The sequence below is a fragment of the Pseudomonas sp. IPO3749 genome (genome assembly GCF_013386605.1).
Classification (GTDB): domain Bacteria; phylum Pseudomonadota; class Gammaproteobacteria; order Pseudomonadales; family Pseudomonadaceae; genus Aquipseudomonas; species Aquipseudomonas azotoformans_A.
In genome coordinates this window covers 53154-76638 of sequence record NZ_JACARN010000023.1, presented here as the reverse complement: position 1 = coordinate 76638, position 23485 = coordinate 53154, and the positions used below count along the sequence as shown (strand labels likewise).

Here is a 23485-nt window from a genome sequence, read left to right as displayed (position 1 = left end):
TTCAGCTTCATGCGCAGACTGTCACTAACCAATAAAAAACTCCGCAACGTCCCCAGGCATCTCAGATGCTTGCGAATGGGGGGTTGGTCGTCCCCCTCGCCCCTTACCCCTCCTTCACCTCACTCCCCTCTCCCGCAACCAACACCCGATTCCCCGGATCCGTAATATCAAACACCTGCAGCGCACACGCCGCACGGTTGAGCCGGAACTGGAACTCCACCAAATACACCTTGGCCTTTTCCGGGCTGAACGTGTTCATCACCGGCCCGCAGCTGTAGTAAATCCCATTGCCCTGGCTTCTCGCCGAGCTGGACACGGTGAGTTTCTTGCCAGGGTCCGCCTGAATCTCCAACTGTGGAAACCGCTTGAACCCCGCACTCGCCACCGTCTGGTTCAGCTTGGCGATCCAGTTGAAGACCTTGCCTTCACCGGTATCCATCACAGTGCCGAGGGTTTCCAGGCGTTGGTCGGGGTCGCCTTCGCGGCGGATCGCAAATTCGACGGGGTTGGTGCCGCCGGTGGCCTTCATGATGACCTTGGCGTGCTCCGCATCTACGGCCACGGTTTTCTGGCGCAGTTGAATGCCGTCCTTGAGCAGGCTGGGCGAGGAGTCGCGTTGGTTGGATTGGCAGGCGCACAGGGCCAGGGTAATGAGGGAGAGCAGTGCAATTCGTTTCACGGTGAGATGTCCTTATCAGTGAATAGGTGTGATGACTGGACCGGCTTTTAAACATAATGTTCCGCGCCTGCAACACGGTCACTTGGGCTGAAAGGTCTCAAGGTACGCCAGAATGTTTTCAATCTTCTCCTGATCACTGATGCCCCAGAAGATCATCCGCGTGCCGCTCACCACCTTCTTCGGCGCCTCGATGTAGGCGGCAAGTTTGTCCCGCGTCCAGACCACGCCGGAGTTTTTCATCGCGTCGGAGTACTGATAGTCCGTGGTGGTCCCGGCAGGCCTTCCGATGATGCCGTTGAGCTCCGGCCCGAACCCACCTCGCGCACCTTCGCCGATGCTGTGGCAACCGCCGCAGGTCTTGGTGAAGAGCTTGCCGCCGGCCTCGGCGTCACCGGCTGCGAAGGCAGGGCTTGTGGTGAGGGTCAGGGCGAGGGTCATCAAAGCACGGTACTTCATGGGGACTCCATTTCTAGATCAGTTCTGGAACCAAAGGGTTGCGGATAAACATATCAATCCTTGAGCACGTAGAAGCGAGCCCTGCACTTTACCGGATAGCACCTCTGAAACGACCATCCATCGCCCCATAGATATCCAATCGAACCTATATAGACGTGTTCTACTCCACCTTAATGAACCCTGATGGTGGAGTAAGGATCATGGCTCAGCCATCGATTTTAGTGTTGGAAGACGACGAGATCATTCGATCGTTAATGGTGGATGTACTGGAGGATTTCGGCGCCGTGGTGACGTCGTTTCCTTCGGCGGATGAAGGGATGATTTACCTGGAACGGGGCGATGACCCGGTGGACTTGATTGTCAGTGATATCCAAATGCCGGGTTTGCTCAATGGTTATGACTTGAGCCGGGTAGTGGCGCATCGTTGGCCGAGCGTCCCGGTGGTGCTCACCTCGGGTAACACCAAGTTGGCGGCTCAGTTAGGGGGATCGGTGCGCTTCCTGCCCAAGCCGTGGAGCAGCGAACATTTGATTGAATGCGTGCAAACCGCGTTGACCCAACAGGGGTTGTCCATGCATTAATGGCGTTGCGACATCGCTTTAACCGAACTTCGCGGCAAGCGCTGCGGTCATTAATGAAGCAAGGAGCGACTTTTCTGATCCGCTGGTCAGCCTTTTCGCCTTGTGCGTACAGATGAAGGCTTTGAGGTGTGTAGAATCGTCGCCCATTTCCACGCGTCATTCATGGCCGAAAGGCCCACAGCTCGAGCTCATTGAATGCATTCACAGGCCCATGACGTTGGTGCGCCCTCATTGCTGGAGGCGTTGCGCACAGGTACCGCCCTGCTGCATGTAGCGCTGGAAAAGCGCCTGCCGTTTTTCACCGAGCGCCTGGATGCCGATTGGTATCAGCGCCTGGTCCAGGCGTATTACGGTTTTTATGGGCCAGTCGAGTCGGCACTGTACGCCAGTGGCTTGATTCCTAATGGCTACGACTGCGCGTTGCGTGTGAAAACACCGACGCTGCTAGGTGATCTCAATGCCCTAGGCCTGGATGACCGAGCTGTCGACACCCTGCCCCGTTGCCTTGAACTCCCCACCTTCGACACCCCCGCTGCCTGCCTGGGCGCCTTGTATGTACTCGAAGGCGCGACCCTGGGCGGCCAAGTACTGCGCCGGGAAATGACCCAGCGCCTGAACGTGAATGCCGACAACGGCGGTGCGTTTCTCAATATCTACGGGGTAGAGACCGGCCGACGCTGGAAAGACTTTCTTGATTACCTGGGCGACCAGCCACTCGACGCGCCAGCCAAACAGCGCGCCGTGGACGCTGCCCGATCAACATTCAGCTGCTTTGAGCAATGGCTCGACAGCCAGGAGGTACTGCTATGAAACCCGAAGATTTTGAAGAGCTGCTTGCCAACTGTGCCGATGAGCCCATCCGTTTCCCCGGCGCCATCCAGCCCCACGGTGTACTGCTGACGTTGTCGGAGCCGGACCTCAACATCATCCAGGTCAGCGCCAACGTCGCCACGTTGTTCGGCCATGCCGCCGAAGCGTTGCTTGGCCAGCCACTGCACACGCTGGTAGGCGTAGAGCGCGCCAAGGCGGTTGCCGACATGGCGCAAAACAATACGTTTTTCGATGCGCCGCCCTTGCACGTCACGTTTAACGGTGCGGAATTCGAAGGCCTGCTGCATCGCCATCAGCAGGTGCTGGTACTGGAGTTCGAACCGCTGCTCAAGGATTTCCGCCCAAGGGCGCTGAATGGTCGCACCAGTGACCTGGGCAAAATGCTGCAGCGCTTGCAGTCGGCGAAAACCCTGCAAGCGCTGTACGAAATCAGCGTGAATGAAATCCAGGCCATGACCGGTTACGACCGGGTGCTCATCTACCGCTTCGAAGACGAAGGCCATGGCCAGGTGATCGCCGAAGCTTCCGCACCGTCCATGGAGCTGTTCAACGGGCTGTTCTTCCCCGCGTCCGACATCCCGGAGCAAGCCCGTGAGCTGTATCGCACCAATTGGCTACGCATCATCCCGAACGCTGCCTACGAGCCCGTGCCCCTGCTGCCCAAGCTGCGTCCGGACACCGGCCAGCCGTTGGACTTGAGCTTCGCCACCCTGCGCAGCGTGTCGCCGATTCATTGCCAGTACATGCAGAACATGGGCGTGTTGTCGTCCATGAGTATCTCGCTGATGAAGGGCGACAAACTGTGGGGCCTGATCAGCTGCGGCAACCGTGAGCCGTTGCTGGTGCCCAATGACCTGCGCACGGCCTGCCAGACCATAGGCCAGGTGCTGTCGCTGCAAATCAGCGCCATGGAAGCCCTGGACCTGAGCCGTCAGCGTGAAGAGAAAGTCGAGGCCCTCGCCCAGCTGGATCGCGCGATGAAAGCCTCCGAAGCCAATGTGTTCGACGGCCTGGCCCAGCAGCCGCAATTACTGATGGACCTGACCCTGTCCGGCGGCGTGGCGATCATTGAAGACAAGCAACTGCACCGCTACGGTAACTGCCCGGAGCCGGCGCAGATCCGTGCGTTGCACAAGTGGCTGCAAGAAGGTGGCGAGCCGGTGTTCTCCAGCCATAACCTGTCGTCGGTCTACCCGCCGGCCGCCGAGTTCCAGCAGGTAGCCAGTGGCGTGCTGGCCATGAGTCTGCCCAAGCCTGTGGATAACGGCGTGCTGTGGTTCCGCCCGGAAGTGAAAGAGAACATCAACTGGAGCGGCGACCCGAAAAAACCGCTGGACCTGGAAAACTCCGACGCGGGCCTGCGCCTTCGCCCACGCACCTCATTTGAAATCTGGAAAGTGGAAATGGCCGGCATCTCCACCAAGTGGAGCCATGGCGACCACTTCGCCGCCAACGACCTGCGCCGTTCAGCCCTGGAAAACGACCTGGCCCGCCAGGTGCTGCGCGAGCAACAAGCCGTGCGCGCCCGCGATGAGCTGGTGGCAGTGGTGTCCCACGACCTGCGCAACCCGATGACGGTCATCTCCATGCTGTGCGGCATGATGCAGAAGGCCTTCAGCTCCGATGGCCCACACACGTCGCGGCGGATTTCCTCGGCCATCGACACCATGCAACAGGCCGCCGGACGTATGAACGTGCTGCTGGAAGACTTGCTCGACACCTCGAAAATCGAGGCCGGGCGTTATGTGGTGCGGCCGGTGATACTGGATGTGAGCCAGATTTTCGATGAGGCCTACTCGTTGCTGGCGCCCCTGGCGATGGAGAAAGGCATTGATCTGTCGTTCAACGCCGAGCCGGGCCTGCAGATCAATGCCGACCCGGAGCGCCTGTTCCAGGTGCTGTCGAACCTGATCGGCAACGCCATCAAGTTCACCCCACGCCAGGGCAATATCGGGATCAGCGCCATGAGCAATGGCGAAGAAATCGTGTTCTCCGTGCGCGATTCCGGCGAAGGTATTGCGCCGGAACAGCTGCCCCATGTGTTCGACCGCTACTGGACACAGGCGGAAAACAACCCGACCGGCAGCGGTCTGGGGTTGTACATCACACAAGGCATCGTCCAGGCCCATGGCGGCAAGATCGTTGCCGAGAGTGAGGTGGGCCGCGGCAGTGAGTTCCGGTTCACGGTGCCGAAGGTGATCGACGACTCACATACCTGAATGAACGGCTCCGGGGGCTGATTGCTATTCTGTGAGAATCCGGTCGTCGGTGGTGAGCGGGCTTGTTGTGGTGAGCGGGTTTGCCCCGCGCTGGGCTGCGAAGCAGCCCCAATCAAGCCACCGCATATTTCCAGTCAGAGACAGGTCGTCTGTTTCAGGGCTGCTTCGCAGCCCAGCGCGGGGCAAGCCCGCTCACCACAAGATCCTCGCTTGCCACGTTTAAATGGGCAACACCACCACCGCCTCCAACCCCCCTCCCTGGCGTTCGGCCAGGGTCAAGGTGCCGCCATGTTCCAGCACAATCGCCCGAGCGGTGGAGAGCCCCAAGCCGACACCGCCCGTGCTTTTGTTGCGTGACCCTTCAAGTCGATAGAACGGCAGGAACACCCGCTCGCGATGTTCAACGGGAATGCCTGGCCCGCGATCCAGTACGCGAACCACCACCTCTCCATTCTTCTGCTGCAACTCGATCTGCGGCGTGGTGCCGTAGTGAATCGCGTTGTCCATCAAGTTGGTCATCACGCGCTTGAGGCCCAATGGCCGGCCGAAATACACCAGGCGCGGCGGGCCGCAAAAGGTCAGTTCGATGGCTTGGTCACGGTAGTCGTCGATCAGGGTTTGCAGCAATTCCGCCAGGTCCAGTTGGGTGGCTTGTTCCAGCCGGGCGTCGTCGCGGAAGAATTCCAACGCGGTGTTGATCATGGCCTGCATTTCGTCCACGTCGCGAAACAGCTTTTGCTGTTGATCGGCGTCCTCGATGAACTCACCGCGCAGCCGCAGGCGTGTCAGCGGCGCGCGCAAGTCGTGGGAAATGGCGGCGAGCATTTGGGTGCGGTCCTGGATGAAATGCCGCAACTGCGCCTGCATGCTGTTGAAGGCGAGGATCGCCTGGCGGATTTCGTGCGGGCCGACCGGCTCAATGGGCGGCGCCCGAAAGTCGGCACCAAAGCGCCGCGCGCCCTGAGTGAAGTGCTGCAGAGGTCGGGCCAGGCGACGGGTCGCGACCAGGGTGACCAGCGCGGTCGAGACCAGCACCAGCAGCACCACGATCAGGCTACGTGCACCATCGTCCAGCCCCCAACTGCGCGACGGCGCGCTGAACATCAGCCAGGATTGGTCGGCCAGTCGCACCAGCAGTGCGTAGCGGCCATTGCCGTCGGGCCAGTCAGACGGTTCATACGCCTCCATCGGACGAGGTGGGCCCTGGAGCAGGTGCTTGAAGGCCTGCTCGCCCGAGTGAAAGTCGGGGTCGGCCAGAACGGGTAACCCCAAGGCCTGGCGCTGGGCGGCCCACACCACGCTGAACCCTTCGTCACCCACTGCTTGGGCCAGATGTGGACGTTGCGACGGTTCGCAGGCCTCGACCACGCGCACCACCACGGCAATCCTTTCCAACAACCCGATTTCAGTCAGTGGGGGTCGGGCCCACACACCGGCCAATTGCACAAACAAGGCGTTGAACGCCAATGCAGTCAACATCGCAATCAGGATGGTCAAGGCAATCCAGCGGGCGACGGTATCACGTGGCCGCCTCATGAACGGGTCACGCTGGCGGTGAATTGGTAGCCACCGTTGCGCACTGTGCGAATCATCGCCGGGCGCTTGGTATCGAATTCCAGCTTGCGACGCAGGCGGCTCACTTGCACGTCAATGCTGCGGTCGAACGCATCATGGCTGTGGCCGCGCGCCAGGTTCAGCAGTTGCTCGCGACTGAGCACCCGTTGCGGGTGTTCGACAAACACCAGCAGCAGGTCGAACTCGCCGGACGACAGTGGGATCATCACCTGGTCGGGCGAACGCAACTCACGGCGCGTGAGGTCCAGTTGCCAGCCGGCAAAACCGATCAGCGGGCGCGCGGCATCGCCCAAGGGCGGCCGGCTTTCACCCGCCCGGCGCAAAACCGCGCGCACCCTGGCCAGCAATTCGCGGGCGTCGAAGGGCTTGCTCAAGTAATCATCGGCGCCCATTTCCAGGCCCACCACGCGGTCGCTGAGTTCGCCCATGGCGGTGAGCATGATCACCGGCGTGGCGTATTGCTGGCGCAGGCGCTGGCACAACAGCAAGCCGTTGTCGCCGGGGAGCATCAGGTCGAGGATGATCAGGTCGGCGGGCTGGCGCTCCATGGCCGCCCACAGTTCGATGCCACTGGCCACGGTCTCGACCGTATAGCCGTGTTGCAGGAAAAATTTCTTCAGCAGGGCGAGGACTTCAAGGTCATCGTCCACGATCAACAGGTTGCTCACCGACGGTCTTCACTGGGCTGGGACAAGGTGTCATCTAAAACCATTCGGCGCGGCCCGTCATATATTTCAACCCTGCAATAAAACGTCAACCGCGCAATAAACCAGACATCTTTGCGCAAGGCCGCAATGCCAGCATCGGCCTCCCTTTTGCGGAGACTGTGCCCATGCGCTCGCTGACCTACCCCCAGCATCTGGCTCGCCAGGCCGTGCTGTTGTTGACTGTGTCTTACCTGACGGGCTGTGCGAGCCCGGCGCCCGTAACGCCCACCACGCAATGTGCACAGGTGAACTACCCGGTGTATGACCCGGCCGAACCGGTCAACCGGGGGGTGTTTGCCTTCAACCGTGCGGTGGACGACTACGCCCTGGCTCCCGTGGCTCGCGGCTACCGTTACCTGCCGGATTTTTTCCAGCAGGGTGTGCATAACTTCGCGAGCAACTTCAGCGAGCCGAAGGTGTTTATCAACGATCTGCTGCAAGGCAACCCGCGACGTTCGGTCAATACCCTGGGGCGTTTTGCCGTGAACACGACGATAGGCGTGGTGGGACTATTCGATGTTTCCGACCGTCTGGGTATCCCACGCCACAAAGCAGACTTCGGCCAGACATTCGGCGTGTGGGGCATGGGCAGCGGCCCCATTGTTGAATTGCCCTTGTTGGGCACCAGCAATAGCCGGGACGCCGCGGGCAAGGTCTTGAGCTTCCTGGTCTCGCCGCTGGGCGACAGCGATACGGTACAGACCCTGGGCACCCTCAGCCTGGTCGGCGGTACGGTCGATACACGGGCATCGCTCTTGCCGCTTACCGACAGCCTGCAGAAGCTGCCGGATTACTACAGCGCGTTGCGTAATGTGGTGGCGGAAAATCGGGCAGCGTTTGTGCGGGAGGGCAAGCAAGGCGCTACATCTCCCGGTCTAGACAGTTGCGCGAATGGCGCCTCTGACGACTTTTGAAAAAAGGCGCCAACGCCAGTCATATCTTGCAGCAGCGCGTTTATAGCCGGTCTTTCTCACCCTCTATAGGTTTGGTCTCACTTCGCTGCGAAAGGCGAAGTAATCCTCTACTCCTATAGAAGGAAACATCCATGCTTAGCGCAATCAATCACTCACTGGGCAACTTTCAATACCCCCCACTGCAGCAGGATGATGCAGAGCCCCAGCGCAGGAAGCGCAGCATTGACGCAACACATACTCAACAGAGCGTCGCTGATCCTGAAAGCGCGGCCGGTAATGATCGGCGCCGTAAAACCGGAGGTGGGCTAGACAGCCTCGGTAGAGGCAATCTGCTTTAAACCGCATTAGACGAAGGGCAGTGCACGGCCCTTCGTACTCTCACTTAACAAAACCATGACATTCACTGGATTAATCTTGCCGGTTCAATCCAGCCTGGAAACCTCAACTGCATGCCGAACACCGACACACTGCCCGCCGTATTGGCCGGCCCACTGTTACGACGCCTCGAACCTCGGCGCCTGGTGTTGTGGCTGGTAGGGAGTCGAGCGCTGGAATTGACGCTGGCATTGCCTACGCAAACACGGGTGATCTCGCCAGACGAGTGTCAAGTCGTACGCGTGGGGCGCCATGCTTTTATCCACCTGATTGATGTGCCGTTGGACGAAGCGCTGCCCCTGGACATGGCGATCAGCTACGACCTGCGGTTTGACAACACCGGCATCGCCGACTGGGCACCGCACCTGCTGTACGCCAACGCCCAACTCCCGAGTTTCGTTTTGCACAGCCGCATCCATCAATTGGTCCATGGCTCCTGCCGCAAACCCCACCACAGCGCCGATGAGGGCCTGCTGTGTGTCGACCGCCTGTTGGCCGATGCCCAAAGCCCGAGCGACCGCCCGGCCCTGCTGATGATGAGTGGCGACCAGGTCTACGCCGATGATGTGGCCGGGCCGATGTTGCGGGCAATCCATGCATTGATTGCGCGCCTGGGTTTGTTCGATGAGTACCTGGAGGGCGCGGTGGTCGATGACAGCGCCAGCCTCTATGGACACAGCGCCAGTTACTACCATCGCGCCGACTTGCTGCCTGCGCTGGACAGCAACGAAACCCTGCGCGAACGCTTCTTTGGCGGTGTGAAAAAGCCGATATTCACCAGCAGCACCGCCGACAACCACCTGGTGACCTTTGCCGAAGTCATCGCGATGTACTTGCTGGTGTGGTCTCCAACGCCCTGGACGCTGATCACGCCTCAACCGCCGCATCTGAATGCAGAACGACAGCAGCGTTACGCCCGCGAACAAATACAAATAGATCGATTCCGCGACGGCCTGCCAGGCGTCGCGCGTGTCTTTGCCCACCTGTCCACCTTGATGATCTTTGATGATCACGACATCACCGATGACTGGAACCTCAGCGCCCAATGGGAAGAGACCGCCTACGGCCATCCCTTTTCCAAACGCATCATCGGCAACGCCCTGCTGGCTTACCTGCTGTGCCAAGGCTGGGGCAACCAACCGGATGCATTCGGCGAACTGGTCAGCCAGACCCAGGCGCTCACTGCTCAGCCTCAAGCCAACCATCTGGACGCCGCTGCGCAGGATGAACTGCTCGAAACACTGCTGAAATTTCAACGCTGGCACTACGTATTGCCTACCACCCCTGCCCTGGTGGTGCTCGATACCCGAACCCGCCGCTGGCGCAGCGAGTTCACCCTCAAGCAACCTTCAGGCCTGCTGGACTGGGAAGCCTTGAGCGAACTGCAACAGGAGCTACTGGACCACCCCTCGGCCATCATCGTCTCGCCCGCGCCGATCTTTGGCGTCAAGCTGATCGAGACGGTGCAGAAAGTCTTCAGTTGGTGCGGCCACCCCTTGCTGGTGGACGCGGAAAACTGGATGGCCCATCGCGGCGCTGCACAGGTGATCCTCAATATCTTCCGCCACTCACGCACGCCAGGTAACTACGTGATCCTCTCCGGTGACGTGCACTACTCGTTCGTCTACGAAGTGCTGATCCGCCATCGCAACGCCGGCCCCAGGATCTGGCAGATCACCAGCAGCGGCATCAAGAACGAATTTCCACCACGATTACTGGAGTGGTTCGACCGCCTCAACCGCTGGCTCTACTCACCCCGCTCGCCCCTCAACTGGTTCACGCGCCGCCGCACCATGCAGGTGGTGCCACATATTCCTGAGCATGCCGAAGCGGGCGAACGGTTATGGAATTCGGCGGGTATCGGCCAGGTGTTTTTCAATGAAAGAGGTCAGCCTGAAGCGATTTACCAGCACAATGCGGACGGAAAGGTGCCGACGAGGATGACGGCCCCAAAATAATAGCCTATAGCCATCAATCGTAAGCCGTACATCTGCCCTATTCAAAGCCTCCAGCCCCCGTTGTACAGTAGCCCCAGCCACGGAGTATCGGCGACAACAGTGGCAGGCTTCAGATGCCTGCCTACGCAAGGGAATGCGCAGATGAACGATACCTCCGACAATAATCCGTTAAAGCAGGATTTCTCTCACTTCAACGCCGACATGCTGCACACCGTCCTGGAGCTGGTCAGCGACGGGATCTGGGATTGGAACGCCAATACCGGGTTCGTCTACCGCAACCCCGGCTGGTACGAAATGCTTGGCTATCATCGCCATGCACTGGAGAACAGCGTGTTCACCTGGGAGAACGTGATCCACCCGGATGACTACCCCGACGTGATGAAGGTGTTCGACGACTACATCCACCGTCGCGCCCCCCACTACCAGGCCGAGTACCGTTGCCGTAAAAAAGATGGCAGCTACCTGTGGATCGAAGACCGCGGCTACGTGATTGCGCGCAATGCGGATGGCTCGGTCGCGCGCATGGTCGGTGCCCATCGTGATATTCATCTGCGCAAATGCTCCGTCGAGCAGTTGGAACGGCGTAATCAGTCCCTTGAAGCGCTGGTGGCCGAACGCACGCGCGAGCTGTCGCGGGTCAATCAGCAGTTGCAACTACAGTTGGATGAAAATCGCTCCCTGGCCGAAAGGGATGCCTTGACCCTGGTCGCCAATCGTTACCGTCTGGAAAAAGTACTACAGGAAGAGTGCGAGCGCGCCCAGCGCTTTCGCCTGCCGTTGGCGCTGATCGCGATGGACGTCGATGACTTCAAGTCCATCAATGACCGATACGGCCACGGTGTGGGCGATCAGACGCTGGTGCAGGTGGTTGAATGCCTGCAAAGCTGTATCCGCCCAGGCGACCTGCTGGCCCGATGGGGCGGCGATGAATTTGTGCTGGTCTTGCCCAAAACCTCATTGGCGATCGCAAAATCAATGGCGGCTAGTATCCGTTTGAAGTTGAAAAACAGCCCGCACCGGGACGACTTCAAGGTCACCTTGAGCCTGGGCGTGGCCGAGCGTCAAACCGATGAGCCTCCCACTGCCCTGATCGCGCGCGCCGATCAAGCGTTGTATCGCGCCAAGGCAGCGGGGAAAGATGGGGTGTCCGAATGACACCCCAGTGTGTCAGCGAACCGGCGGCGCGTACTGGATGCCGCCGTTGTTCCACAGCGCATTAAGCCCGCGCTTGATCTTCAGCACACTGCCCTGGCCGATGTTGCGCTCGAACACTTCGCCGTAATTACCCACCTGCTTGACGATCTGCACCACCCAATCCTTGCGCAGTTTCAGGTCCTTGCCGTATTCGCCGTCCGCCCCCAGCAACCGCGCGACATCCGGGTTCTTGGTGGTCTTGGCCTGCTCTTCGACGTTCTGCGAGGTGATGCCCATTTCCTCGGCATTGAGCATCGCGAACAGGGTCCATTTGACGATGCTGAACCACTCGTCATCGCCTTTGCGCACCAACGGCCCCAGCGGTTCCTTGGAAATCACTTCCGGCAACACCACGAACTCATCCGGGTGGGCCATCTTGATGCGCTGGGCGTAGAGGCCCGACTGGTCGGTAGTCAGCACGTCGCAACGCCCGGCTTCAAGGCCCTTGGCGCTTTCATCAGCGGTGTCGAAGGTGATCGGCGTGTACTTCATGCCATGGGTGCGGAAGTAATCGGACACGTTGAGTTCGGTGGTGGTGCCGGCCTGGATGCACACGGTGGCGCCGTCCAGTTGCTTGGCTGCGGTGACGCCCAGTTTGTTGTTCACCAGGAAGCCGATGCCGTCGTAGTAGGTCACGCCGGTGAACACCAGGCCCATGCCCGAATCACGGGAACTGGTCCAGGTGGTGTTGCGTGAGATCAGGTCGATTTCACCGGATTGCAGCGCGGTGAAGCGTTCCTTGGCGGTCAACTGGGTGAATTTCACTTTCGACGCATCGCCGAAAACAGCCGCTGCCACGGCGTGGCACACGTCCACATCGATACCGGTCATCTTGCCCTTGCTGTCCGGCACGCCGAAGCCCGGCAGCCCGTCACTGACGCCGCACTGGATAAAACCTTTTTTCTGGATGGCGTCCAGGGTCGTGCCCGCCTGGGCGGTACTCGCCAAGCCCAGCACGGCGGTGGCACCGATGGCGGCCAAAGTAGTTTTGAATGGGTTCATGCAAGGCGCTCCCTGTCATTCCTTATTATTCGGCGCTCCACAGCCCGCGCCGGTTTATAGTGCTGCCGGGCAGTATCAACGGCTTTGCGCCACTGCCACAAACGACCTTTAGGCAAAGGCTCCTTCCGATTTGGAATGAAGTGCATGATTTCAAAACGCTTGACCCCCTCGATGACGGCCCTGCAATGCTTCGAGGCCGCCGCCCGCCATTTGAGTTTCACTCGCGCCGCCGAAGAGCTGCACCTGACCCAGAGTGCGGTGAGCAAGCAGGTGGCGCAGCTGGAGGAGATGCTTTGCCACAACCTGTTCGATCGGGTGCGCCAGCGCCTATACCTGTCGCCGGCGGGCTCGCTGTACCTGGCCGAAGTGCACAAGATCCTCACCCAAGTGGATATCTCCAGCCGCTACATCCTCACCTACGGTGGCGAGACCGAGGTGCTGCGCATCGCCACCCAGCCCACCTTCGGTGACCGCTGGCTGGTGCCCAAGCTGAAGGACTTTGCGGCGAAACATCCGAATATTCATTTGGACGTGCGCAACGAGCTGGAGCCTTTCGACGTGTTGCAGGCCAAGGCCGATATCGCATTTTTCTTCGGACAGGGCTCATGGCCGGGGGCGACCTGCATCGAGCTGTTCCGTGAAGCGGTGGTGCCGGTGTGTGCACCAGGCTTTGTCGCCGAAGGCAGCGATGCCTCGTCGCGCCATACCTTGCTGCAATGCACCTCGCGCCCGGAAGCCTGGCACGAATGGTTCCTGGAACAGGGCCTGCATTCGCAGAACAGCTACCATGGGCCGCGTTTCGACACGTTCTACATGTGCATCCGCGCAGCACAATCAGGCTATGGCGTGGCGCTGGTGCCGCAGTATCTGGTGGCGGATGAATTGGCCCAGGGCAGCCTGATGATTCCCTGGCACTATGCGATGCCCAGCAGCGGCGCGCACTTCATCGCCCATGCCGAACATGCCGGCGAGATTCCCAAGGTGAAAGCCTTCCTCAACTGGATGGTGGAGTACGTCGGCACACATCCCGACTTTCAGTCATGACCCGGCGACTTTATTTCGTTTGCGGCAAGGGCGGGCGCCCGGCTTAGATAAAAACAAGCCCGCCACTGCCGAGTCCCCGATTCATGAGCCGCGAAACCATCAGCCAGTCGATTTCCATCGTTCACCCCATCAGCCTCAGCCACGGCAAAAACGCCGAGGTCTGGGACACCTCGGGCAAACGCTATATCGATTTTGTCGGCGGCATTGGTGTGCTCAACCTCGGTCATTGCCACCCCCGCGTGGTCGAAGCCATTCGTGACCAGGCGACTAAGCTGACCCACTACGCGTTCAACGCAGCACCTCACGCGCCCTACATCGAGCTGATGGATCGTCTTACCGCATTTATCCCGGTGGACTACCCCGTCAGCGGCATGCTCACCAACAGCGGCGCGGAGGCGGCGGAAAACGCGCTGAAGATCGTGCGCGGTGCCACCGGCCGCACCGCAGTGATCGCATTTGATGGTGCCTTTCACGGCCGTACCCTGGCCACGCTCAACCTGAATGGCAAAGTCGCGCCCTACAAACAAAAGGTCGGAGTACTACCCGGCCCTGTGTATCACCTACCCTACCCCAGCGCCGATAACGGCGTGACCTGCGCCGAGGCGCTGAAGGCCATGGACCGCCTGTTCAGCGTTGAAATCGACGTCAACGACGTGGCCTGCTTCATCATCGAGCCGGTGCAGGGCGAAGGCGGGTTCCTGGCGCTGCACATTGAATTCGCCCAGGCGCTGCGGCGCTTTTGCGACGAGAACAACATCCTGCTGATTGCCGATGAAATCCAATCGGGCTTTGGCCGCACCGGCGAGCGTTTTGCTTTCTCGCGCCTGGGGATCGAGCCGGACTTGATCCTGCTGGGTAAAAGCATCGCCGGCGGTGTACCGCTGGGCGCCGTCGTGGGGCGCAAGGCGTTGATGGACAATCTGCCCAAAGGTGGCCTGGGCGGCACGTACTCCGGCAATCCCATCGCCTGTGCAGCAGCGCTGGCAACGCTGGATGCAATGACCGATGAACACCTGAAAACCTGGGGCTCACAGCAGGAAGAAGCCATCGTCAGCCGTTATGAGACCTGGCGTGCACAAGGCCTGACACCCTACCTCGGCCGCCTGACCGGCGTTGGTTCCATGCGCGGTATAGAACTGGCCAACGCCGACGGCACGCCCGCGTCGAAACAGCTGGCCCAGTTGCTCGGCCTGGCGCGGGACGCCGGTTTGTTGCTGATGCCCAGCGGCAAGTCGCGGCACATCATCCGCCTGCTGGCACCGCTGACCATCGAGCCTGCGGTGCTGGAGGAAGGCCTGGAGATTCTCGAGGCCTGCCTCAAACAGTTGGACTAGTAACGCGCATCGACAGGTTTACCGCCGTTCGGCCAGTCCTTGATCTTGTCCGGGAAGTCCGGGCGCGGTTGGCCTGAGAAATACGCCGCCACATCCACCGCTTCCTGGTCCGACAAACCGCCCTGCCCCAACGGGAATTTCTCATGGAAGCCAATCGGCATGTTACGTTTGACGAACGCCGCCGCCGTGTAGGTGCGGGCCATGCCAGCACCGATGTTGAACGATTGATCGCCCCACAGCGGCGGGTAGATCAGTTCGCCATCGGCCCGTGCCAGGCCCTGGCCGTTGTCGCCATGGCACACCGCGCATTGCTTGGCGTAGACCTGTTTGCCATTGGCCAGGTCCGGCTTGATCGCCGGGTCGACCTTGCCCACGCCGCGCCCGGCCACCTTGTCTTCGGGGCGGGTGTTGTTTTTCATCCAGTCGAAGTAGGCAACCATCGCTTGCATGTCCGCCGATTGCGGCGGCAGGGGTTTGCCATTCATCGAGCGGCGCAAGCAACCATTGATGCGCTCTTCCAGGGTCACCACCTTGCCCGCGCGCGGTGCATAGCTGGGGAAAAACGCCGAGACGCCCACAAACGGCGAGCCATCCGCCACCGTGCCAGCGTTGAGATGGCAACTGCTGCAATTGAGTGAATTGCCGACGTTGTCGGGCAGCAGCTCTTTGGTTTGCAGGTGCAGGCGCATACCTCGAACCACCTGGTCGGCGTTGGGCGCCGCAAGCAACTCGGCCAGGCGCGGGGTTTCGAAGGCCGACGAATCGGTGGTAGCTGGGTTGAGTTGGTCGCGCAGTTTCTTCACCTGGACAGCGCTGATCGGCGTGCCTTCGTTACCCCAGCGGGTGCGCACGAAGCTGAGGATTTCGGCGATTTCCTGATCCTTCAAACGGGCGAAACCCGGCATGGTGTAGACCCGTGGGTGCGTCGCCGTTTGTGCGGTTTCCCAGCCCGTCAGGGTGATGTGCAACAGTGACGTCGGGTTGCTGGACGCAATGCTCGGGTTGCCGGCCAGGGGTGGGAACAGACCTTTCACGCCCGCACCATCGCTGCGGTGGCAGTCGCTGCAGAACTGCATGTACCCGAGGCCGCCACGGCTGGTGAACAGATCTGCCGGTGGCGTGGCAGGCGCCAGGGCCACGGACGGCATGGGCAGGTCGTCCTTGCCGGGCGGCAGCGACTTCAGATAGCTAGCGATGGCGGTCAGGTCATCATCGCTGAAGTGTTGGGTGCTGTGGTGAATCACATCGGCCATGTTGCCGGCGACCGTGGCAAAGCGGTTCTGCCCGGTCTTGAGCAGTTGCACGGTGTCTTCCACCGTCCACAGGTTGCGCAGGCTCAGGGCACGCCAATGCTCGACGGTTTCTCCGGCCAGGTAATGCTGGCCGCTGGAGCCTTCGTCGCTCAGGGCTTTTTCCTGGAACGCGATGCCCCGTGGCGTGTGGCAGGAGCCACAGTGGCCCAGGCCCTGGACCAGGTAGGCGCCACGGTTGAGCTGTTCGTCGCGTGCCGGATCCGGCGTGAAGGGTTGTTTATCGAGGAAGGCGAAATTCCACAATGCCAGGCCCCAGCGCTGGTTGAACGGGAAGCCCATGTCCGCCTCAAGATTGGCCTGCTGCACCGGCTCGACGCCTTGCATCAGGTACGCAAACAGGGCGCGCATGTCGGTTTCGCTCATCTTGGCGTAGGAGGGATACGGCATCGCCGGGTACAGGTTCATCCCCGTCGGCGTCACGCCTTCGCGCATGACGCGGTCAAACTGCTCGAAGGTGTAGGCGCCAATGCCGGTTTCGCGGTCCGGCGTGATGTTGCTCGAAAAGATCCTGCCCATCGGCGTGCTCAGTTCCAGGCCGCCGGCCATCACCTTGCCCTGCTTGGCGGTGTGACAGGCGATGCAGTCGCCCAGTTGCGCGACGTATTTGCCGTGTTCGATCAGCGAAGCGTCGGGAACGTTGGCGTGCAGGGGAAGAGACAAGCAGAGCGTCGCCCCCAGCAAGGCCAGGCGGGAAAGGGAAAGCGCCATCGCATTAGTCCTTTAATAACCTGGCGTGGGGCGGTCCCCTTGGCGCAGGTCAGTGGTCGTTTTTATGGGTTTATCAGGCCAGGACGTTGTAACGGGTTTAGCGAACAGGGGTGTTGATATGGGTCAGGGCGAAACGGATGGCAACAACAGGCGCCCATCTTTCCGAAACGATGAATCGGGTCAACGAAGATCGCATCCCACTGCTGGTAATCCGGAAAAAAGGTGAGCCTGTGGTGATGATTTCGTTGTCAGAGTTCAATGCGCTTGAAGAGACAGGCTATCTGCTGCGCTCGCCAGAAAATGCCAAACGCCTCATCCGCTCAGCCAACACCCTGCTGGCCCGCAAAGCCAAAGTAGTTGATTGAAGAATAAAAATACCCGCGTCCCCCAAGGGTAGAGGCGACTACTGAATGAATTTACCCGCCGGAACCTCACCTTGACCTGACCTCCCTGCCCCCTGAAAATGCCCGACGCTTTTTTGTCCTCGTTTACTGAAGTAGTGAAATTTCAATGTCCGATTCTTACACCGAACAATCCGCCCCCGAAGAATCCGTAGTCGCCTTGCACGCCAAAGCTGAATACGAAAACGCCATCAATCTTTCACAGCATCTGCCTGCGGCCAAGATCATCAGCGAGATGGTGCTGGACGCTTTCCACACGTCCAAGGAAAGCGACCAGATCCGCGAACTGCGCGTGGCCATCCGTCAGGCCCACGATGCTTTCGACGACGACAAGGCCTACGACCTGATGGGCCAGCTCAAACAACTCAAGGACGCCGAGGCCGCTGACAACGCCGCCCTGGAAGACCTGAGCAGCCAATTCTCGATCAGCCGCATCCTGTCCAGCTTCAAGGACGATCCCGAGTTCCAGGAGCTTGTGTACGGCCTTGCGTTGAAAGTGCTGAACCAGAGCCACCAGGCCATCAGCAACCCGAGCGCCGGCAAGAGCAAGGCTTCACGCCCCAAGAAAGAAGCCGAAGTGTTTGTGATCAGCAAGGATGGCATCAGCGTCACCTTGCCGCTGCGCACGCCGCGCTCCAAGCCGAACGTCGACCGTGAAGCGTTCGAGTTCCTGGGCTTTGCATTCGTGGGTGAAGGCAGCGAAGCGGAGCTGGAAAGTGAAACCTTCGTCGACAACAGCGGCACCGAGCAACCGGTCACCCGCAAGAGCATCGTGACCGCGTTGCAGCAACAAAGCGCCTTCGACGGCTACGCCATCAGCGCCCAGTCATGACCTAGTGCAACGAGGCGTCCGCGCAATGCAGTGCGCCTCGTCCCCCTCAGGCCTGCTTGTTCCAAAGCACCGTCGAGGTTTTCATCACTCCAACGGCGACGGCGAACAGCAACAAGGTAAAACCTGCCAACAACCATGGCGACGGCAAGGACGGCCGTGACACCAGCATGAACGCCAGCGACGGCGCGATCATGACGCCGATATTCACGCCTGCCGAGTAGTAGCCAAGGTTGCGGTCCACCGTGCCACGGCTGGAAATGCTGCTGATGTAGTGGGTAATGCCGGGGAACACGATCATCTCGCCAAGGCTCCACAGCACCGTGGCCACCATCAACAATGCCCCCACCTGCCCGAATCCCATCAGGAAGAAGCCGACGCCCGCCAGCAGGAACCCTGCGACCAGCGAGCGGCTACTGGACACATGCGCCATACGCAGGTTGATCGGCACTTCGAACACAATCACTAACAGCGCATTGATGAAGAAGATGATGCCCACGTAGTAGGTAGGCAGCGAGGTGTAATGGATGATGAAGGCCGACAGAAACGTGGGGGGCAAGGCGTAAGCCACATGCACCGGCAGTGCCGCCAGCAATATCACCAGCAGCCGCGAGCGCTCATGGGCCGCCACCTCGGGCAACCCCTCGCCTTTGCCGGCAACGGGCAGGCCCGACGTCGTGGGTACTGCTCGCCCGAACACCAGGCACGCACCGAAGGCCAACAGCGACAGGCCCGCGTTGATGTAGAACACCGCATCCGCATTGCGCAGGAACACCAGGCTTCCCAGCAAGGGCCCGATGGCCATCCCGATATTGATTGCCAGGCGGTTACAGGAAAACGCCACTTTGCGAGCATCCAGCGAGCTGTGAGCAACCGTCTCGGAGTAAGTCGCGGGCGTGAACGCTTCGTAACAGGCGCCCCAGAGAAAAGACAGCAGCAAGAGTGCAAGGGTGTTGTCCACCGAAGGGATGATCAGCAGCAGCAACGCATTGAACAGCAGTGAAGCCAGGATCACCCGATGCGCCGAGAAACGCTTGATGACCGCGCCAATAACCAGGTCGGTGCACAACGCTCCGGCACCGTACAACCCCACCAACAGCCCCGCAGTGCCCGACGATACGGCGTGTTGCTGGATCAGGTACGCCGCGTAGAAGGGAAACGCAAGGGTCCCCATACGGAACACCAAGGTGATCATGAACAGTGACTGCAGCCGAGCATTCAGGCTGCGCAAGGCTCGGTAAGTGCCCATCATCGGGACACCTTGCAACCGGTTTCGCAACGTTTCATGGAACCGCTCCCTCGCCATGACGATGCCGGCTCATCCGGCATCGGACTCAATAGCGGGGAAACGTAATGCACCTCTGGCCGGCCAACAAGCTGCCCATATGGACAGGTAGACAGCGGCGCCGGACCCGTTCGGGGCTTATGACGGGGAACGTATGTAACCCAGTTCCAAGGCCCTGCGAACCGCTGACTTGCCGTTGGTGACGTCCAACTTGGCGAAGATGTTGGTCATGTGGAATTTGACCGTATGGGACGTCATGCTGGTCAGGAGTGCCACCTCGTTGTAGGTCTTGCCCAGGCTCGACCAGGACAACACTTCAGTCTCCCGGGGAGTCAGCACGTTAGGCCGCTCGACGGGCGGGCGGTTTTCCAGGGCCTCGTCATAGACCGACACCAACAACATCTGCAGCTCACTCTGGTTCGCCAGCACTGTCTCGCGAAACTGCTGGCCTTCACCAAAGCTGCAAAGGTTAAGCACCGAGTAGAACCCCTGATTGCCATGCACGATGAAACTGGCGCCTTCGCCCACCGGCTTGCACGGGCCCGGCACAGGCACCGCGTCGGAGGCAGGTTTGAGCAGGTTTTCATCACTCCAGAAAAACGGTTTGATGCGTTTGCGGGTGAGGGAGACCAGCCGGTCGCGCCGATAAAAATCATCGGCGGTGTCGGACTGCTCCAAGGCTTCGGGGTAGTTGGAAATGATCTCGGCTTCATCCAGCGTCGGCCCGCACTGGTAGACCTCGAAATGTCCCAGCCCGCGCCGGCTCAGTTCAACGTCGAGTAATTGCCGCACGGATTCGGGCGCATCGTTGGGTTGGGCATCGCGTCGCATAGGTATCGTCCTTGATCGTTGACTACGGAATGAGCCCGGCGACCTGAGCTGAAGGCTTCTATCCCGAAGCGCTTGAGACAACGTCGACTCATCGCGTAAAAAATACGCCGTAAAGGACGAGAATGAAACAGGTCTCAGGGGCTTAAATACTCACGATCTGCTGCGCGAACACCTCGCGAAAACGCTGCATTTCCTGCTTGTTACCCACCGTCACCCGCACCCACTGCGGCCAGCCTTTAAACACTCGTCCGATCAGCACGCCCTGCGCCGCCAGCTTTTCGATCACCTGCTCCGCCGGCTGCTTCACGTCGATCATGAAGCAATTGGCCTGGGAGGCGGTGCAGGTGAATCCGCGTCCCTTCAACCAGGCTACGGTTTCATCACGCAGTTGATTGTTGAGCGCCTTGCGTTGTGGCAACAGCTTCACGTCCTCCAGGCTGGCCAGGCCACCGAGCAGGGTGGTGCCGGCCGGTACGTTGTCGCCACCAAACACGGCCAGTCGCTCCAGCAACGCTGGATGCCCGATGGCCAAGCCCAGGCGGGCGCCGGCCATGCCGTAGATTTTCGAGAAGGTGCGCAGTACCAGCAGGTCGTCGTGGTCCTTGGTCCAACTGACGACACTGGGCACGTCAGCGAAGTCGATGTAAGCCTCGTCCACCACCAACACGCTGCCTTTGGGCTTGTTCGCCAACGCGTGGCGGATGGCCTCGGTCGGTGTAATAGTGCCAGTGGGGTTGTTGGGGTTGCACAGGTAGAGCATGCCGGCCTGCGGATCGGCGGCGAGCATGGCCGGAATGTCGTGGGCATGGTCGGCATCCAGGCTGACTTCCTTCACCGGCGCCTTGTTCGACTCGGCGGCCTGGCGCGGCACTTCATAAGACGGTGTGGCCATCACCAGGCCGCGGGTTTCGGTGGTGAATGCGAGTACGGCATAACGCAACGCGGCCATGGAGCCTGCAAACACTGCCACCTGTTCTTCGGCAATACCCTGCTGCTGGGCAAACAGCCCGGCCAACCTGTACATATGTCCGTAAGGATAGCGTCCGGAGGTGGCGATGCCTCGCTGCATCGCTTCACGCGCAGCACCTGAGGGGCCGTAGGGGCTTTCGTTGTAGTTGAGGCGTACCTTGTCAGACTTTGCCGGCGGCGGCGCTGCCATCGCCCAATCCAGCCGCCCCAGCAATGGCAGGGCAGCACTTACAGCGAGAAGGGACCGACGACTAACGCTGACCATGTGGCAACTCCTTGTTGGCGAGGGATGGATTCGCACAGCTCGTACTCAAGGGTATGACGATAAAAATACCCAGGGATTTAAACCACCGCCCAAGAAAAAGCCCCGCGCTTCTCTCGAAGGCGGGGCTTTTTCACTGCGGGACCACTCAGTGAGCGTAGGTCAGCAACAGCTCTTTCGGCACTTGGAAATCCAGGGACATCATCACGCTGAGCGCGGTGATGGTGAAGATCGAGAACACGAACAGCTTGCGTGCCCAGACGGTGTCATCCACCGCCTTGTAGCCGGTCCAGGCCATGTACAACCAGTACATGCCCATGGCGGCGGCGACGGCAAGGTAGCTCATGCCGGCGTAGCCACTGAAGGTCAACATCAAGGTCGCCACGAGGAAGGCCAGGATGTACAGCAGGATGTGTTTCTTGGCGACCTGGATGCCACGCTTAACCGGAAGAACCGGAATTGACGCGGCCAGGTAGTCATTGAAGCGGAAAATCGCGATGGCGTAGGAATGCGGCATCTGCCACAGGCTGAACATCACCAGTAGCGTCAGCGCGGCCATGTCGAAGCTATTGGTTACAGCCACATAACCAATCACCGGCGGCATCGCCCCCGACAGACTGCCCACCAGCGTGCCGTGAACCGACTTGCGCTTGAGGTACAGGCTGTAGAGGCCGACGTAGATGACAAAACCGATCACGGCAAACAGCGCCGCCAGCGGGTTGGCCACCTTGTACAACAACGCCACACCGGCAACACCCAGGACGGTCGCGTAGATCAGTGCCAGTTTCAGGGAGATAAGGCCCTGCACCAGCACGCGATTCTTGGTGCGCTCCATCTTGATATCGATGTCACGGTCGATGCAGTTGTTGAACACGCATCCGGAAGCTACCACCAGGGAAGTGCCGATCATTGCAGCCAGGAAGATGGCCAGATCGACATGTCCCTTGGAGGCCAGGAAGAAACCGCCCGCCACAGAAAGCACGTTACCGAAAATGATCCCCGGTTTGGTGATTTGGATAAAGTGCTTAAGCGACATCGGGTCTTACCTCACTTCGCCATCATGAACGTATGGATGCTGAACATGATCCATATCGACAGGCCAACCAGCAGCAGGATTACCAACCCTGCGAACACGAACGCAATCACGTTATCGCGTTGCTCTTTGGAGCGGTCCAGGTGCAGGAAGTACACCAGGTGAACCAGAACCTGAATCACCGCGAACGCCAGCACGATCATCAAGGTGATCGACTTAGGCAGGGTCGGGTACATCACCAGACCGAACGGGATGAGCGTCAGGATTACCGACAGGATGAAGCCGATGGCGTACGACTTGACGCTGCCGTGGCTTGCATCATGGCTGTCATGGTCATGGGAGTGTGCATTAGCCATTACAGAGTCCCCATCAGGTAAACAACGGTGAAGACGCAGATCCAGACCACGTCCAGGAAGTGCCAGAACAGGCTCAGGCAGCTCAGGCGAGTCTTGTTGGTGTTGGTCAGGCCGTGTTTATTGACCTGATACATCATCACCGCCATCCACAGCAGGCCAGCCGTTACGTGCAGACCGTGGGTACCTACCAGCGTGAAGAACGCGGACAGGAAGCCGGAACGGTGCGGGCCGTAGCCTTCGGAGATCAGCAGGTGGAACTCGTTGATCTCCATGCCGATGAAGCCCAGGCCGAACAGGAAGGTCAGTGCCAACCAGCTCAGTACGCCTTTCTTGTTGCCCTTGTAGAAGGCCAACATGGCGAAGCCGTAGGTGATCGAACTGAACAACAGCAAGGCGGTTTCGCCGAGCACGTAAGGCAGTTCGAAGATGTCGTGGCCCGACGGGCCACCCGCTACGTTGTTTACCAGTACCGCGTACACCGCGAAGATCGACGCAAACAAGATGCAGTCGGTCATCAGGTAGAGCCAGAAACCGAAAACGGTCATCGGCCCCGAGTCGTGGTGATGGTCATCGTGCCCATGGTCATCGACATGGGCGTGTCCAGCATTGGTCACTAAGTTCGACATGGT

22 protein-coding genes are annotated in these 23485 nt (G+C 60.0%); 10 read left to right on the top strand and 12 right to left on the bottom strand.

The window, feature by feature from the left end:
• Positions 1-103: 103 nt before the first annotated feature.
• Both HX812_RS12070 and HX812_RS12065 read right to left on the bottom strand, forming a co-directional pair.
• Complete coding sequence (locus HX812_RS12070; protein WP_038841613.1) at positions 104-679, bottom strand: hypothetical protein; 576 nt, start codon at positions 677-679, stop codon at positions 104-106.
• Positions 680-757: 78 nt separating this feature from the next.
• Positions 758-1135, bottom strand: a complete 378-nt coding sequence (locus HX812_RS12065; RefSeq protein WP_038841615.1) for a cytochrome c family protein — start codon at positions 1133-1135, stop codon at positions 758-760.
• Positions 1136-1335: 200 nt separating this feature from the next.
• On the opposite strand from HX812_RS12065, the gene HX812_RS12060 reads away from it, so the two are divergent.
• The 3 genes from HX812_RS12060 to HX812_RS12050 all read left to right on the top strand — a co-directional run bounded on the left by HX812_RS12060 (position 1336) and on the right by HX812_RS12050 (position 4766).
• Positions 1336-1716, top strand: coding sequence for a response regulator (locus tag HX812_RS12060; protein ID WP_038841617.1), 381 nt, complete (start codon positions 1336-1338; stop codon positions 1714-1716).
• A gap of 195 nt (positions 1717-1911) precedes the next feature.
• Entirely contained in the window at positions 1912-2526 is a 615-nt protein-coding gene (locus tag HX812_RS12055; RefSeq protein ID WP_038841619.1) for a biliverdin-producing heme oxygenase, read from the top strand.
• Positions 2523-4766, top strand: a complete 2244-nt coding sequence (locus tag HX812_RS12050; protein ID WP_038841622.1) for an ATP-binding protein — start codon at positions 2523-2525, stop codon at positions 4764-4766. The genes HX812_RS12055 and HX812_RS12050 overlap by 4 nt, the downstream gene beginning before the upstream one ends.
• Before the next feature lie 219 nt (positions 4767-4985).
• On the opposite strand, the gene HX812_RS12045 is transcribed toward HX812_RS12050, so the two are convergent.
• On the bottom strand, positions 4986-6302 hold the full coding sequence (locus tag HX812_RS12045) for a cell wall metabolism sensor histidine kinase WalK (protein ID WP_038846696.1): 1317 nt from the start codon (positions 6300-6302) through the stop codon (positions 4986-4988).
• A complete protein-coding gene (locus HX812_RS12040) occupies positions 6299-7009 on the bottom strand; it encodes a response regulator (protein WP_038846698.1) in 711 nt (236 codons plus the stop codon). Before HX812_RS12040 ends, HX812_RS12045 begins: the two co-directional genes overlap by 4 nt.
• Before the next feature lie 164 nt (positions 7010-7173).
• Between HX812_RS12040 and HX812_RS12035 the strand changes: the two genes are divergently transcribed.
• From HX812_RS12035 to HX812_RS12025, 3 genes are all read left to right on the top strand, one after another.
• On the top strand, positions 7174-7962 hold the full coding sequence (locus HX812_RS12035; protein WP_038846701.1) for a VacJ family lipoprotein: 789 nt from the start codon (positions 7174-7176) through the stop codon (positions 7960-7962).
• A 449-nt stretch (positions 7963-8411) separates the two neighbouring features.
• Entirely contained in the window at positions 8412-10295 is a 1884-nt protein-coding gene (locus tag HX812_RS12030; protein WP_038846703.1) for an alkaline phosphatase D family protein, read from the top strand.
• A gap of 141 nt (positions 10296-10436) precedes the next feature.
• Positions 10437-11450 carry a diguanylate cyclase domain-containing protein gene (locus HX812_RS12025; protein ID WP_038846705.1) on the top strand — a complete coding sequence of 338 codons (1014 nt, stop codon included), beginning with the start codon at positions 10437-10439 and terminating at the stop codon, positions 11448-11450.
• A 12-nt stretch (positions 11451-11462) separates the two neighbouring features.
• Here HX812_RS12025 and HX812_RS12020 read toward each other — a convergent pair whose 3' ends face one another.
• Complete coding sequence (locus tag HX812_RS12020) at positions 11463-12491, bottom strand: amino acid ABC transporter substrate-binding protein (protein ID WP_033896227.1); 1029 nt, start codon at positions 12489-12491, stop codon at positions 11463-11465.
• A gap of 144 nt (positions 12492-12635) precedes the next feature.
• On the opposite strand from HX812_RS12020, the gene HX812_RS12015 reads away from it, so the two are divergent.
• Positions 12636-13535 (top strand): LysR substrate-binding domain-containing protein, encoded by a 900-nt coding sequence (locus HX812_RS12015; RefSeq protein ID WP_038846708.1) that lies wholly within the window; start codon positions 12636-12638, stop codon positions 13533-13535.
• Between the two features lie 83 nt (positions 13536-13618).
• Positions 13619-14869, top strand: a complete 1251-nt coding sequence (locus HX812_RS12010) for an aspartate aminotransferase family protein (protein ID WP_038846712.1) — start codon at positions 13619-13621, stop codon at positions 14867-14869.
• Here HX812_RS12010 and HX812_RS12005 read toward each other — a convergent pair.
• Positions 14866-16890 carry a c-type cytochrome gene (locus tag HX812_RS12005; RefSeq protein WP_038846715.1) on the bottom strand — a complete coding sequence of 675 codons (2025 nt, stop codon included), beginning with the start codon at positions 16888-16890 and terminating at the stop codon, positions 14866-14868. The genes HX812_RS12010 and HX812_RS12005 overlap by 4 nt on opposite strands.
• A gap of 137 nt (positions 16891-17027) precedes the next feature.
• Here HX812_RS12005 and HX812_RS12000 point away from each other — a divergent pair, with 137 nt between their 5' ends.
• A complete protein-coding gene (locus HX812_RS12000) occupies positions 17028-17255 on the top strand; it encodes a type II toxin-antitoxin system Phd/YefM family antitoxin (protein WP_038846717.1) in 228 nt (75 codons plus the stop codon).
• A gap of 145 nt (positions 17256-17400) precedes the next feature.
• The gene (locus HX812_RS11995) at positions 17401-18123 is read left to right on the top strand and encodes a hypothetical protein (RefSeq protein WP_038846720.1); all 723 of its coding nucleotides are present in this window, start codon (positions 17401-17403) and stop codon (positions 18121-18123) included.
• Positions 18124-18169: 46 nt separating this feature from the next.
• Here the strand turns inward: HX812_RS11995 and HX812_RS11990 are convergent, their stop codons facing one another.
• The 6 genes from HX812_RS11990 to HX812_RS11965 form a co-directional block, all read right to left on the bottom strand.
• On the bottom strand, positions 18170-19372 hold the full coding sequence (locus tag HX812_RS11990; RefSeq protein WP_038846722.1) for an MFS transporter: 1203 nt from the start codon (positions 19370-19372) through the stop codon (positions 18170-18172).
• 171 nt (positions 19373-19543) lie between these two features.
• Positions 19544-20236, bottom strand: a complete 693-nt coding sequence (locus HX812_RS11985) for a LuxR family transcriptional regulator (protein ID WP_038846724.1) — start codon at positions 20234-20236, stop codon at positions 19544-19546.
• Between the two features lie 142 nt (positions 20237-20378).
• Complete coding sequence (locus HX812_RS11980; protein ID WP_038846726.1) at positions 20379-21470, bottom strand: pyridoxal phosphate-dependent aminotransferase; 1092 nt, start codon at positions 21468-21470, stop codon at positions 20379-20381.
• A 145-nt stretch (positions 21471-21615) separates the two neighbouring features.
• Positions 21616-22503, bottom strand: a complete 888-nt coding sequence (gene cyoE, locus HX812_RS11975) for a heme o synthase (protein WP_003194050.1) — start codon at positions 22501-22503, stop codon at positions 21616-21618.
• An 11-nt stretch (positions 22504-22514) separates the two neighbouring features.
• Positions 22515-22856: a cytochrome o ubiquinol oxidase subunit IV gene (gene cyoD, locus HX812_RS11970; RefSeq protein ID WP_010206434.1), complete on the bottom strand. Its 342-nt coding sequence runs from the start codon at positions 22854-22856 to the stop codon at positions 22515-22517.
• Positions 22856-23482: a cytochrome o ubiquinol oxidase subunit III gene (locus HX812_RS11965; RefSeq protein WP_010206435.1), complete on the bottom strand. Its 627-nt coding sequence runs from the start codon at positions 23480-23482 to the stop codon at positions 22856-22858. Before HX812_RS11965 ends, cyoD begins: the two co-directional genes overlap by 1 nt.
• Positions 23483-23485: the final 3 nt, after the last annotated feature.